The 13,447-nt window shown below is 68.6% G+C and carries 10 protein-coding genes; 6 read left to right on the top strand and 4 right to left on the bottom strand.

The features are described from left to right. Window positions 1-118: 118 nt before the first annotated feature. Both RM788_RS07785 and RM788_RS07780 read right to left on the bottom strand, forming a co-directional pair. Window positions 119-964: a cytochrome c biogenesis CcdA family protein gene (locus RM788_RS07785; protein ID WP_315930854.1), complete on the bottom strand. Its 846-nt coding sequence runs from the start codon at window positions 962-964 to the stop codon at window positions 119-121. A 4-nt stretch (window positions 965-968) separates the two neighbouring features. Beyond that, window positions 969-1,487, bottom strand: coding sequence for a redoxin family protein (locus tag RM788_RS07780; protein WP_315930853.1), 519 nt, complete (start codon window positions 1,485-1,487; stop codon window positions 969-971). Between the two features lie 401 nt (window positions 1,488-1,888). Here RM788_RS07780 and RM788_RS07775 point away from each other — a divergent pair, with 401 nt between their 5' ends. The 5 genes from RM788_RS07775 to RM788_RS07755 are packed head-to-tail and all read left to right on the top strand — an operon-like array spanning window position 1,889 to window position 7,497. Then, window positions 1,889-3,181 (top strand): ABC transporter substrate-binding protein, encoded by a 1,293-nt coding sequence (locus tag RM788_RS07775; protein WP_315930852.1) that lies wholly within the window; start codon window positions 1,889-1,891, stop codon window positions 3,179-3,181. Next, window positions 3,178-4,185 carry a carbohydrate ABC transporter permease gene (locus tag RM788_RS07770; RefSeq protein ID WP_315930851.1) on the top strand — a complete coding sequence of 336 codons (1,008 nt, stop codon included), beginning with the start codon at window positions 3,178-3,180 and terminating at the stop codon, window positions 4,183-4,185. Before RM788_RS07775 ends, RM788_RS07770 begins: the two co-directional genes overlap by 4 nt. After that, on the top strand, window positions 4,182-5,066 hold the full coding sequence (locus RM788_RS07765) for a carbohydrate ABC transporter permease (RefSeq protein ID WP_315930850.1): 885 nt from the start codon (window positions 4,182-4,184) through the stop codon (window positions 5,064-5,066). The genes RM788_RS07770 and RM788_RS07765 overlap by 4 nt, the downstream gene beginning before the upstream one ends. A gap of 2 nt (window positions 5,067-5,068) precedes the next feature. Further along, window positions 5,069-6,478, top strand: coding sequence for a GH1 family beta-glucosidase (locus RM788_RS07760; RefSeq protein WP_315930849.1), 1,410 nt, complete (start codon window positions 5,069-5,071; stop codon window positions 6,476-6,478). After that, on the top strand, window positions 6,475-7,497 hold the full coding sequence (locus tag RM788_RS07755; protein ID WP_315930848.1) for a LacI family DNA-binding transcriptional regulator: 1,023 nt from the start codon (window positions 6,475-6,477) through the stop codon (window positions 7,495-7,497). Before RM788_RS07760 ends, RM788_RS07755 begins: the two co-directional genes overlap by 4 nt. An 80-nt stretch (window positions 7,498-7,577) precedes the next feature. Here RM788_RS07755 and RM788_RS07750 read toward each other — a convergent pair whose 3' ends face one another. After that, complete coding sequence (locus RM788_RS07750) at window positions 7,578-8,543, bottom strand: hypothetical protein (RefSeq protein WP_315930847.1); 966 nt, start codon at window positions 8,541-8,543, stop codon at window positions 7,578-7,580. Between the two features lie 122 nt (window positions 8,544-8,665). Beyond that, window positions 8,666-10,003 (bottom strand): glycoside hydrolase family 6 protein, encoded by a 1,338-nt coding sequence (locus RM788_RS07745; protein ID WP_315930846.1) that lies wholly within the window; start codon window positions 10,001-10,003, stop codon window positions 8,666-8,668. 541 nt (window positions 10,004-10,544) lie between these two features. Here RM788_RS07745 and RM788_RS07740 point away from each other — a divergent pair. Then, entirely contained in the window at window positions 10,545-13,427 is a 2,883-nt protein-coding gene (locus RM788_RS07740; RefSeq protein ID WP_315930845.1) for a glycoside hydrolase family 48 protein, read from the top strand. Window positions 13,428-13,447 lie beyond the last annotated feature (20 nt).

The following is a 13,447-nucleotide window of genomic DNA, read 5'->3' as shown; positions in this document are numbered from 1 at the left end:
CCCACGTCGAAAGAGGAACGCGAAATTCCGCTCATCCCGCCGTCGAATTTCCGATGCCAGCATCTGATTAGTCGGGGTGACGCCTTTTCCGTTACCACCCGATCGGGTTGATTCCGGATCAACGCTGAAGGGTCTTCGTCTTCCGTCGTCCCACCAGCACCGCACCCACGACGAGGATCACCAGCACCCCCACCAACGGCAACGCGCCCAGTGCGTCGACCCGTGAAGCCAGCCACTCCTGCACACCGGCCGCCGCCTCCACCACCGGGTCGTTCGCCGATCCGGCGCCGAGGAACAGGCGCAGTTCGTACACGCCGTAGTAGCCGACGTAGAGCCCGACGACCACGAGCAGTGCCCCGCCCGCCCGGTTCACGTGCGGTAGCAGTCTGCGGGCACCGGTGAGGACGCTGGAGCCCGCCAGTGCGACGGCCGTGGCGAGCACGCCGACGACGAGCGCCATTCCCAGTCCGTAGGCGAGGTACGCGAGCACACCGTCCACAACGGACCCCTGGCGGAACGTGGTGCTGGTGACGGCGAGGAACGGGCCGATGGTGCAGGACAGCGAGGCTGTGGCGTAGGCGAGGCCGTAGCCGAACATGGAGCGGAGGCGGGCGGTGGGGGCACCGCGGCTCGACTTGGGGAGCAGCAGCGCGGGTTCGCGGCCGGTGAGCATCATGGCGCCGAGTGCGAGCAGGCCCGCGCCGATGAGGACGGTGACGGCGGGCAGGTAGCGCTGGACGGAGGTGGCGAGGGGGGCGATGACGAGGCCGAAGGTGCCGAAGACGGTGAGGAAGCCGAGTGCCATGGTGGCGGTGGCGGCCAGTGCCCTCAGGACCGCGCTGAGCTTGCCGCGCTGGTCCTCGCCGATGACGACGAGGGTCAGGTAGGCGGGGAGCATGGCGAAGCCGCAGGGGTTGAGGGCGGCGATGAGGCCTGCCGCGAGGGCGAAGCCCGGGGTTTCCACGGGGTCAGGCGCCGATGAGCTTGGCGATCCTGGCGAGGATGTCCTCCTCGGTGGGGCTGCCGATGATCACGTCGGCCTTCCCTGCCGAGTCGATGAACGCGAACGCTGGCTGGGCGCTCACGCCGAACCGCTTCCACACCGAGGCGTCGAGGTCGGCGATGTGCTTGAAGCCGTTCATGTCGTACTTGGCGACGAACTCCTTCATCGCCGGGAGCTGGTCCTGCGCGGCGACGCCGACCCAGGTCACGCCCTTGCTCTGGGCGGCGATCCTGGCCACGGTCGGCGCCTCGCGGTTGCACGACGGGCACCACGGGGCCCAGAACCACAGGACGGCGGGTTCGCCCACGAGGCTTTCGCCGGAGAAGTCCTGGCCGTCGATGGTCCGCGCGGTGAACCGCAGCTGCTCGGAGGCGGTGGAGACGGTCGCCGCGGGCACGGGCGGGCCGGGTTCGGCGGGTTTGCCGCACGCCGCGACGAGGGTGAGCGCGGCGAGCACGAGACCGAGGGACCGGATGTGCTTCACGACGGGAACCTCCTGCGCGGTGGACGGGGGACCACTGCGCACTACGTGGTCGACGACCGGCAGGTTCACCCGCAGGCTGCGGTGGTGCGAAAGTGAGATGGCAGATCGTTGCCAAGGCCACTTGCGGTCCATCGGGCCAGGTCAGGCTCCTGGGAGCGCTCTCGGAGCTGCTAACCCCCTACGTGTTCGCCGCACGTAGCTGACCGTGGTGTTCATCAGATAACCCCAGCTCAACGGCATGTGACGTCAAGATGACCTTTGTTGGTAACAGGCTGGACACAAGTGCTTGACACCCAATAGTGGTGCCGACCACACTTCGCCACCTGGGAGCGCTCCCAGACTCGCAACCGCCTCACTCCCGAGGCTGCCGAGCACCGCCGCCCTCAGCAGAGGAGTTCTTCGTGCCTGACCGCTCTAGCCGATGGGCCATCGCACTGGCCTGTTCCGCCGCGCTCGCCGCGACCGCCGCTTGCGGGTCGAGTGGCGGGTCCGGGGGCACCACCGCAGACGGCAAGATCGAGCTGACCGTCGCCACCTTCAACGAGTTCGGCTACGAGGACCTCCTCCCGGAGTACGAGAAGGCCCACCCGAACATCAAGGTCGTCGCCCGCAAGACCGGCAAGTCGGACGACCACCACCAGAACATGTTCACCAAGATCGCCGCCGGGTCGGGCCTGTCCGACATCGAGGCCGTCGAGGAGGGCTACCTCGCCCAGGTGCTGGCGAAGTCCGACAAGTTCAACAACCTCCTGGAGATCGGCCCGGCCGACGTCAAGCCGGACCGCTGGCTGGCGTGGAAGTCGGAGTCGGCCACCAAGAACGGCTCGTTCATCGGCTACGGCACGGACATCGGCCCGCTGGCCATGTGCTACCGCAAGGACCTCTTCGAGGCCGCTGGACTGCCTTCGGACCCTGCCGGTGTGAAGGCCATCTTCGCGACGTGGGACAGCTACTTCGCCGCCGGTGAGCAGTTCAAGGCCAAGACGGCGGACAAGGCGTGGTTCGACAGCGCCGCCCAGGTCTTCAACGCGATGGTCAACCAGGAGAAGGTCGGCTACTACGACGCCAGCGACAAGCTCGTCGTCGAGACCAACCCCGACCTCAAGGCCGACTGGGACCAGGTGACCGCCGCGGTCGCCAAGGGCCAGTCCGCGAAGCTGGTCGCGTTCAGCAACGAGTGGAACACCGCGTTCAAGAGCGCCGCTTTCGCCACGAAGACCTGCCCGTCCTGGATGCTCGGCGTGATCGAGGCCCAGGCGGGCCCGGAGAACGCGGGCAAGTGGGCCGTCACCGACGCCTTCCCCGACGGCGGCGGCAACTGGGGTGGCTCGTTCCTGACCGTTCCCAAGCAGAGCAAGCACCCGAAGGAAGCCGCTGAGCTCGCCGCGTGGCTGACCGCCCCCGAGCAGCAGGTCAAGGCCTTCACCGCGAAGGGCACGTTCCCGAGCCAGGTCGAGGCGCTCACCGCCCCGGCCCTGCTCGACCAGACCAGCGCGTACTTCGGTGGCACCAAGGTCGGCGCGCTGTTCGCCGAGCAGGCCAAGAAGGTCCCGGCCGCCCAGCCGAAGGGCCCGGCCTCGGGCACCCTCCAGGACAAGGTGTTCAACTCGGCGCTCCAGGCGGTCGAGCAGGGCACCAGCGTCGACGACGCCTGGAAGCAGGCGGTCGAGGGCGCCCAGAAGGCAGCCAAGTGACGGCTGACCTCACGGAGGTTCCGAGCGGGCGGGGCGTCGAGCCCCGCCCGCCCGTCCGCCGTGAGCCCCCGGACGCGCATCCGAGGTCGCCCTTCCGCGATCGGCTGACCCGGCTCGACGTCAAGTTCACGCCCTACCTGTTCATCGCGCCGTTCTTCGTCCTGTTCGCGGTGATCGGCCTCTTCCCGTTGCTCTACACCGGTTACGTGTCCCTGTTCGACTGGGAACTCGGTGGCGACGAGCACCCGTTCGTCGGACTCGGGAACTACACCGCGCTGCTGGCGGACGACCAGTTCTGGAACGCCATGTTCAACACGATCAGCATCTTCGTGTTGTCCAGCGTCCCGCAGATGATCACCGCGGTCCTGCTGGCCGCGCTGCTCAACACCGCGCTGCGCGCGCGGACCGCGTGGCGCATGGGTGTCCTGCTGCCGTACGTCGCCAGCCTGGTCGCGCTCGCCATCATCTTCAGCAACCTGTTCGGCAAGCAGTACGGCCTGATCAACACGTTCCTGGACTCGGTCGGGCTCAGCCCGGTCGACTGGCAGGCCAACTGGTTCGCCAGCCACGTCGCCATCGCCACGATGGTGAACTGGCGCTGGACCGGCTACAACGCGCTGATCGTGCTGGCCGCCATGCAGGCCATCCCGCGCGAGGTGCACGAGGCCGCGCTGGTCGACGGGGCCGGCGCGATCCGCCGGTTCGTCAGCATCACGCTGCCCCTGCTGCGCCCGACGATCATCTTCGTGGTCATCACGTCGACCATCGGCGGCCTGCAGATCTTCACCGAGCCCAAGCTGTTCGACCCGGCCGGCGGCAGCGGTGGAGGGTTCTCCCACCAGTACCAGACCGTCGTGCTCTACCTGTACCAGGCGGGCTTCCAGGACTTCGACCTCGGTTACGCCTCGGCCATGGCCTGGATCCTCTTCCTGGTCGTCCTCGTCATCGCCGCCGCGAACTTCTTCCTCACCAGGCGGATCTCGTCAACAGGGGAGGCGGAATGACCGCGCTCACGACCGCTCCTCCGGTTCGCAGGCCGGGCCGCGCCAGGAAGCTGAAGGCCTCCACCCTGTTGGAGCGCCCCAACTTCCTGGTGTACGGCATCCTCATCGCCTTCATCCTGGGCTCGGCGTTCCCGTTCTACTGGTCGTTCCTGGTGGCCAGCTACGACGCCAACGTCTTCACCGGCGACGTACCGCTGATCCCCGGCGGGAACTTCCTCACCAACGCGTCCAGGGTCGTCGACACGATCCCGTTCTGGAAGGCGCTGGGCAACAGCGTCATCGTGTCCGGCACGGTCACGCTGTCGGTGGTGCTGTTCTCCAGCCTGGCCGGGTTCGCCTTCGCCAAGCTCCGCTTCCGCGGCAGCAAGGGCCTGATGCTGTTCGTCATCGCGACGCTCGCGGTGCCGACGCAGCTCGGCATCATCCCGCTGTTCATGGCGATGGCGGAGTTCGGCTGGTCCGGGACGCTCGGCGCGGTGATCGCGCCCAACCTGGTCACCGCGTTCGGCGTGTTCTGGATGCGGCAGTACATCGTCGACGCCGTGCCGAACGAGCTGATCGAGGCGGCGCGGATGGACGGGTGCAGCCTGCTGCGCACGTTCTGGCACGTCTGCCTGCCCGCGGTGCGACCCGCCGCGGCGATGCTCGGCGTTTTCACGTTCATGCAGTCCTGGAACGACTTCCTGTGGCCGCTGATCGTGCTCAACCCCGAGGACCCGACCATCCAGGTCGCGCTGGAGAAGCTCCAGACCGGCTACTACGTCGACTACTCGCTGGTGCTCGCCGGAACCACGATGGCCACGGTTCCGGTGTTGTTGGTCTTCCTCGTACTCGGGCGGCAGATCGTCGCCGGGATCATGCAGGGCGCTGTGAAGGGGTAGTTGTGGACCAGATTTCGTTTCCCGAGGGGTTCCTGTGGGGCGCGGCCACGGCCGCATTCCAAGTGGAGGGGTCGACGACCGCGGACGGTCGCACCGACTCCATCTGGGACGCGTTCTGCAGGCTGCCCGGCGCGATCGTCGGCGGCCACACCGGCGAGCCCGCCGCCGACCACTACCGCAGGGTCGACCAGGACGTGAAGCTGATGGTGGACCTGGGCCTCCAGGCCTACCGGTTCTCCATCGCGTGGCCGCGGGTCCGCCCGGACGGCGGCGAGGTGAACCAGGCGGGACTGGACTTCTACGGCAGGCTCGTGGACACGCTGCTGGCCAACGGGATCAAGCCGTGGGTCACGCTGTACCACTGGGACCTCCCGCAGGCGCTGGAGGAGAAGGGCGGCTGGGCCGAGCGCGACACCGCGTACCGGTTCGCCGACTACGCCACGAGCGTCGTGGAGTCGCTGGGCGACCGGGTCACCTCCTGGACGACGCTCAACGAGCCGTGGTGCTCGTCGTTCCTCGGCTACGCGGCGGGCGTGCACGCGCCCGGACGCCGTGAGCCCGAGGCGGCCCTGGCCGCGGTGCACCACCTGCTGCTCGGCCACGGCCTGGCGACGTCGGCGATCCGGGCCGTCCAGCCCGCCGCCGAGGTCGGCATCACGCTGAACCTGTACCCGGTTTTCGCGGCCGACCCGGAGAACCCCGCCGACGTGGACGCCGCGAGGCGGCTGGACGCCATGCAGAACCGGATCTTCCTGGACCCGGTGCTGAAGGGCGCCTACCCGGCGGACGTGATCGAGGACTTCGAGGAGTACCACTTCCTGGACAACGTCCGGGAAGGTGATCTGGAGATCATCTCCACGCCGCTGGACATGCTCGGCGTCAACTACTACTCGGAGCACAACGTCAGCAGCGTCGCCGACGGCGAAGGCCCGCCGGCGCGCAACGGCAGGAGGCAGAGCGGGTCCCCGTGGGTCGGGCTCGGCGACCTGTCGTTCCCCGGCCGCGACCTGCCCCGCACCGACATGGACTGGGAGGTCCAGCCCGTCGGCCTGACCAAGGTCCTGCGCAGGCTGCACGACGAGTACCCGCGGCTTCCGCTGTACATCACCGAGAACGGCGCGGCCTACCGCGACGAGTTCGACGGCGACGGCGCGGTGCACGACGCGGAGCGGCTCGGGTTCATCGACGGGCACCTGCGCGCCGCGCACGCCGCGATCAGCGAGGGCGTCGACCTGCGCGGCTACTTCTGCTGGTCGCTGCTGGACAACTTCGAGTGGGCCGAGGGCTACGCCAAGAGGTTCGGCATCGTGCACGTCGACTACGACACGCAGGTCCGCACCCCGAAGGCCAGCGCCCACTGGTACGCCAAGGTGGCCAGGGAGAACGCACTGGCCGCCACGGGTGGGCAGTGACGGACGTAGCCAGGAACCGGCGTCCCGGCCCGCGGTTGGAGGAAGTCGCCCGCGCGGCCGGGGTGTCCCGTTCCACCGTCTCCAGGGTCATCAACGAGGAGCCCTACGTCAGCGCGAAGGCGCGCGACGCGGTGCACCAGGCGATCGGTGACCTCGGGTACAGCCCCAACCAGGCGGCCAGGACGCTGGCGGGCAACCGGGCGAACTGCATCGCGCTGGTCGTGTCGGAGCAGGGCAGCCGGGTGCTGTCCGACCCGTTCTTCGCCGGTGTGCTGCGCGGTGTGCACGCCGAACTGGCCGGTCGCCGCGTGCAGCTGGTGCTGATGATGACCCAGCAGGACGACGAGCAGGACCTCGTCGGCTACCTGGCGGGCGGTCACGTCGACGGCGTGCTCATGGTCAGCCTGCACGGCCAGGACCCGTTGCCGCTCAAGCTGTCCGAGGCCGGGGTGCCGATCGTGGTCGGCGGCAGGCCGCTGGTCGGCGACGGCATCCGGTACGTGGACTCGGACAACTTCAACGGCGCGCTGGAGGCCGCCCGCTACCTCGTGTCGACGGGGAAGCGGCGGATCGCCAGCATCGCCGGGCCGCGGGACATGGCGGTCGGCATGGACCGGCTCAACGGCTGGCGCCGCGGCATGGCGGAGGCGGGTCTGGCGCCGGACCTGGTGGTGCACGCGGACTTCACGCCGGACGACGGCGCGGCCGCGATGGCCGACCTGCTCGCCCGCGAGCCGGACCTGGACGCGGTGTTCGTGGCCGCCGACATAATGGCCGTGGGGGCGTTGAGGGTGCTGCACAACCAGGGCCGCCGCATCCCGGAGGACGTCGCGGTCGTCGGGTTCGACGACCTGATGATCGCCTCGACGGCTCTGCCTCCGCTCACCACGGTCCGGCAGGACGTCGAACAGCTGGGCCGCACGATGACGTGGTGCCTGCTCGGCCAGCTCGCGGGGGAGGAGGGGTTGCCCCCGTCCCTGCTGCTGCCCACCTCGCTGGTGATCCGCGCCAGCGCGTGAACCCGTTCCCGGAGCAGGGGAACGGACACCGGTGCCCCGCCCGCCGCGCGACCCTCGACATCGCGCGGCGGGCGGTTCCACTACCTGGGCGGCACCGTCACCGCCGGGTTCACCCCGCCGTTGGAGAAGACGCACACCGCCTGGGCGGACCGCGCGCACTCCTTCGACGCCTCGATCCTCAGGTACTCCAGGTAGTTCGGGTCGGCCAGCGCCTTGGACAGCTGCGCCTGCGCGGCCGACTGGTCGATGGCCACCTTCTTGGCGCTGCGGCCCTTGCGGATCTCCGGGTCGTTGTAGTCGGCGCTGATGATCAGCAGTTCCACCGGCGGGCACGGGAGCAGCCGGGCGTCCTTGGCGTTCGGGTCGCCGGGAACCTCGCGGTCGAACGACGGGCCGCAGAAGAACTGCTTGCCGGTCTGCCGCTCCAGGTACTCCTGGAAGCGCTTGCCGACGTCGGCCTGGAGGAGCGTGAGCGTGCCGCTGTCGGTGTTGGCGACCTGGACGTTGTTGACGATGGCGTCGCCGAAGTACCGGCGGGCCTCGTCCTTGAACGCGGACTCCAGCGGCGGGTAGAACTTCTCCCGCAGCAGTTCGCGCCAGCCTTCGGGTTCCTCCCCGTCGTCGTCGAGTTGGCACTCGTAGTGCGCGCACAGGTCCTCGAAGAACCTGCGCAGCGTCCCGCCCTCGTAGCCGGGGATGTCGTTGTCGCGGGTGTTGGTCTTGAACGCGACGCTGAGCTCGAAGTCGACCAGCGTGCCGTTGGTCTCCGCGTCACCGCCCGCCGGAACGCTGATCACGCCGTTGACATCGGCGTGCTCGTCGCGGCGGACGATGTAGCTGCGCTGCGCCGTGGTGAGCCGGTAGACGTCGTCGTTCCACGTCCACTCGACGTCGCCCGGTCGGACGACGCTGTCGAAGGACTTCCCGTCGAAGCTGCCCGCCGTGTAGTGCAGCCCTATCGCGTCCGGCTCGACCTCGGTGGTCGAGCAGGCCGAGGCGCCGAGCACCACCAGTGCCAGCACCGCGACCGCACGTCGTGTCGTCATGGAACCCTCCCCCTGGGTAAGAAGTGTTCCAGTCTGACAGCACCGGGGGCCGGGGGTTCCGGAATGTTCGGGTCGCATGGCGAAGTGGCGCCCCCGCGTCCGGGGGCGCCACTCCTGTTCGGTCAGCCGCAAACCGCGCCGTTGAGCTTCGCGCCGCCGAACGGCGGGGTGCCACCGGAGTAGGAGGCGTTGTAGCCGATCGTCACCGATCCGCCGCTGCCCACCGAGCCGTTCCAGGCGACGTTGGTGGCCTTGATGACGTCGCCGGTGTCCGTCCAGTTGGCGTTCCACCCCTGGCTGAGGGTCACGCCCGGTGCGGAGAACTCCAGCGCCCACGAGCTGATCGCCGGTCCGCGGTTCTCGACCACGACCTCCCCGGTGTAGCCGCCGTTCCAGGTGCTGGTGACCCGCTGGGTCACCCGGCAGCCCGACGCGGGCGGGGGAGTGGTCGTCGTGGTGGTCGTCGTGGTCGTAGTAGTGGTGGTCGTGGTGATGGGGCCCGCCGCGATGGCCAGGTCGTAGGCCCGTTGCGGGACGAACTGCCCCGCGGGCCCGATGCAGCCGTCCGACTCGCCGGGCAGCTTGACCCACAGGAACGCGTCGATCCGGGCGTCACCGGTGGCCGTGGTGCTCGGTGTGCCGATCGCGCGGCCCGCCGGGTCGCACCACTCGCTGCCCAGCGGCCCGTTGCCGTTGCGGCTGGTGTCGACCACCGCGTGCAGCCTGGAATCGCCGACCGCGTCGAGCACCGCCTTGGCGAAGGCGACCTCGTTGTCGCGGGCGCGGTAGTTCGACACGTTCGTCGAGATGCCGTCGGCGCTGTTGGAGATGTCCGCGCCGCGCAACCGGTTCGCCGCCTCGGCGGGGGTGAGCCACGCGGAGTGGCCGATGTCGATGTACACCTTCGCCTGCGAGGAGCCCGCCTTCAGCTTCTTGCCCGCGTAGGCGATCGACGCCTTGGTCTCGTTCTGCTGGTCGGCGTTCTGGCAGCTGGTCATCTGCGGCAGCACGTCCGGCTCCAGCACGATCGTCGCCGGTCGGCCCGCGAGACCCGCGGAGACCTGGTCGACCCACTGCCGGTAGGCGCTGTGCGACGGGGCTCCGCCGCCGCTCGCCCCGCCGCAGTCGCGGTTGGGCACGTTGTAGACCACCAGGATGGGGATCTTGCCCGCGGCGGCGGCCGCCCCGACGAAGGAGTCGACCTCGGCGCGCACGGTGGAGGTGTTGGTCGTGGTGTACCAACGGGGCTGGGGGACGGAGGCGACGCGGTCCCTGATCACCGCGGCGCGCGAGTCGCCGGGGTTGGCCGCGACCCACTTCGCCGCGCTGGTGGAGGGATCGACGTAGAACGCGGAGTCCGCGGCCTGGGCGGTGGTCTGCCCGTACAAGAGGGCCGCGACACCCGCTACGAGCGCGCATGAGAGTGCTCCCGCACGCAGGACGTGCTTCCTGTGGGCCATTGGTCTTCTCCCGGTGGGTCGGGTTCCGGAGGGGACGTCGTTGTCCCCTCCGGAACCACGTGTGGGTGCGGCGGCAGGCGGGCCGGGTGTGGCAGAGGGGCTGGGAGCGCTCCCAGGTAGGCAGGACTTTAACCAGCGGGAAACGTGCACGAAAAGACTCCGAAGCGGCTGAATCGTCGAAGTCGCACTGGTGTTCAGACACATTCGGTGACTTATTTCCTTCATCACGTGGAAAGTCTCAGTACGTGACGCTCAAACCCTTGGTCTGCGGTTACTTCGTGCAATCGGATAGACCCGCATTACTCCGTTGGAGGTCGTTGAGACGGGCGTCACGTTGAAGCCGAAGTTGATGTTGCGGCTTTCCTGAATTGGGCCGATCGGGCGTCAAGGAAAGAGTCCGGTCGGCCCATGAAATAACTGGTCCATTGCGTTTCCGGCCTGTTTGACCCTAACTTGGGAGCGCTCCCAGAAATCTCCCGGAGGTTCCGCAATGACGCGCACTCCGTTTTTCCGTTCGCTCGTGAGACGACCATTACCAGTCTTGACAGCCCTGGCGGTCGTCGCCGCGGGGCTGCTGCCCGTCACCACCGGGGTGGCACAGGCTGCGGTCGCCTGCACGGTCAACTACCAGGTCACCAACGAGTGGAGTAACGGCTTCGGTGCCACCGCGACCCTCCAGAACCAGGGTGACGCGGTCAACAACTGGTCACTGACCTGGAACTTCGCCAACGGTCAGACGATCAGCCAGGGCTGGAACGGCACGTTCAGCCAGTCCGGCACCAAGGTGACCGTCGCCGCACCGGAGTGGTCGCGCACGCTGCCCGCCGGCGGCTCGGTGCAGGTCGGCTTCAACGCCACGAAGGGCGCCACCAACAGCGCCCCGACGGACTTCGCGCTCAACGGGGTCCCCTGCACCGGTCCGAACAAGGCTCCGACGGTCACGCTGACCAGCCCGGCCTCGGGCGCCACGTACACGGCACCCGGTTCCGTGCCGCTCTCCGCCACGGCCGCCGACTCCGACGGCACGATCAGCAAGGTCGAGTTCTACCAGGGCGACAACCTGCTGGCGACCGACACGGCCACGCCGTTCGCGGGGACGTGGAGCGGGGTCCCGGTCGGCGAGTACTCGGTCAGCGCCCGCGCCTACGACAACAAGGGCGCGACGACCAGTTCGACACCGGCGACGATCAAGGTCCTCTCCGGGCCCGCGGTCGTGGCCTCGCCCAACGCGGTGAGCGTCAAGCAGGGGGCGACCGGCACGTTCGGCGTCTCGCTCGCGATGCAGCCGTCGGCCTCCGTCACGGTCGCCGTCGCCCGCACCTCGGGCAGCACCGACCTCACGGCCTCGCCCGCCTCGCTGACGTTCACCACGTCCAACTGGGCCACCAAGCAGAACGTCACGGTGACCTCGGCGAACAACGGCGGTGAACTCGGCACCTCGACGTTCACCGCGAGCGCCAGCGGTCAGGGCTCGGCATCGGTGGTGGTCAAGGAGATCTCGTCGTCCACTTCGGACTTCAACCAGGCCTTCCTCGACCAGTACAACAAGATCAAGGACCCGGCGAACGGCTACTTCCGCAAGTTCGGCGACCTGCTGGTGCCCTACCACTCGGTCGAGACCCTGATGGTGGAAGCGCCCGACCACGGTCACCAGACGACGTCGGAGGCGTTCAGCTACTACCTGTGGCTGGAGGCCAGCTACGGCCGGATCGCCGGTGACTGGGCCCCGTTCAAGTCGGCGTGGGCGTCGATGGAGAAGTTCATCATCCCCGCCACCGCGGACCAGCCGACGAACAGCAAGTACGACCCGTCGAAGCCCGCCACCTACGCCCCCGAGCACCCGGCGATGAACCAGTACCCGTCGGTGCTGGACGCCAACGTGAAGGTGGGCGCGGACCCGATCGCCAACGAGTTGAAGACGGCGTACGGCAACAGCGACATCTACGGCATGCACTGGCTGCTCGACGTCGACAACACCTACGGCTTCGGCCACTGCGGCGACGGCACCAACACCGCTCCCGCGTACATCAACACCTACCAGCGCGGGTCGTCGGAGTCGGTGTGGGAGACCATCCCGCAGCCGTCCTGCGACACCTTCAAGCACGGCGGTCCCAACGGCTTCCTCGACCTGTTCACCAAGGACGCCTCCTACGCCAAGCAGTGGAAGTACACCAACGCCCCGGACGCCGACGCGCGTGCCGTGCAGGTGGCGCTGCTGGCGCAGAACTGGGCCACCGCGCAGGGCAAGGCCGGTGACATCGCCTCGGAGGTCAAGAAGGCCTCCAAGATGGGCGACTACCTCCGGTACGCCATGTTCGACAAGTACTTCAAGAAGATCGGCAACTGCGTCGGGCCCTCCACCTGCGCGGCGGGCACCGGCAAGGACAGCGACCACTACCTGATGTCCTGGTACTACGCGTGGGGCGGTGCCACCGACACGGCCGCGGGTTGGGCGTGGCGGATCGGCGACGGCGCTTCGCACCAGGGCTACCAGAACCCGCTGGCCGCCTACGCGCTGGCCAACACGGCGGCGCTGAAGCCGGCTTCGGCCACCGGTCAGGCGGACTGGGCCAAGAGCCTGGACCGCCAGCTGGAGATGCTGCAGTTCCTGCAGTCCGCCGACGGCGCGATCGCCGGTGGTGTCACGAACAGCTGGGAGGGCAGCTACGGCACGCCCCCCTCGGGCACGCCGACGTTCTACGGCATGTTCTACGAGCCCCACCCGGTCTGGCACGACCCGCCCAGCAACCGGTGGTTCGGCTTCCAGGCGTGGGGGATTGAGCGCACGGCCTCGCTGTACCAGATCACCGGTGACGCGCGGGCCAAGAAGATCCTCGACAAGTGGGTCCCGTGGGCCATCGCCAACACCACGGTCGGCACGAACGGCAACTTCCAGATCCCCTCGGACATCGAGTGGACCGGCGCGCCGGACACGTGGAACCCGACCAGCCCCGGTTCGAACGCGAACCTGCACGCCAGGGTGCTGAACTTCAGCACCGACGTGGGTGTGGCGGCGTCGTACGCGAAGACGCTGCTCAACTACGCGGCCAAGTCCGGCAACGCGCAGGCCAAGACGGTCGGCGAGGGACTGCTGACGGCGCTGCTCGCGCACAAGGACGACAAGGGCATCGCGGTGCCCGAGACCCGGACCGACTACAACCGGTTCGACGACAAGTACAACGCCTCCACCGGTGAGGGCCCCTACGTGCCCACCGGCTGGACCGGGAAGATGCCGAACGGCGACACGATCGACCAGAACTCCACGTTCCTGTCGATCCGCTCGAAGTTCACCACCGACCCGGATTGGCCCAAGGTCCAGGCCTACTTGAACGGTGGGGCAGCCCCCACGTTCACGTACCACAGGTTCTGGGCGCAGGCGGAGATCGCGACCGCGTTCTCGCTGCACACCGAGCTGTTCGGGTAGCACCGGACGGACGCCACCCC

The sequence above is a fragment of the Umezawaea sp. Da 62-37 genome, from assembly GCF_032460545.1.
GTDB lineage: Bacteria > Actinomycetota > Actinomycetes > Mycobacteriales > Pseudonocardiaceae > Umezawaea.
The sequence above is the reverse complement of the archived record's forward strand: the minus strand, read 5'-3'. Positions and strand labels throughout refer to the sequence as shown.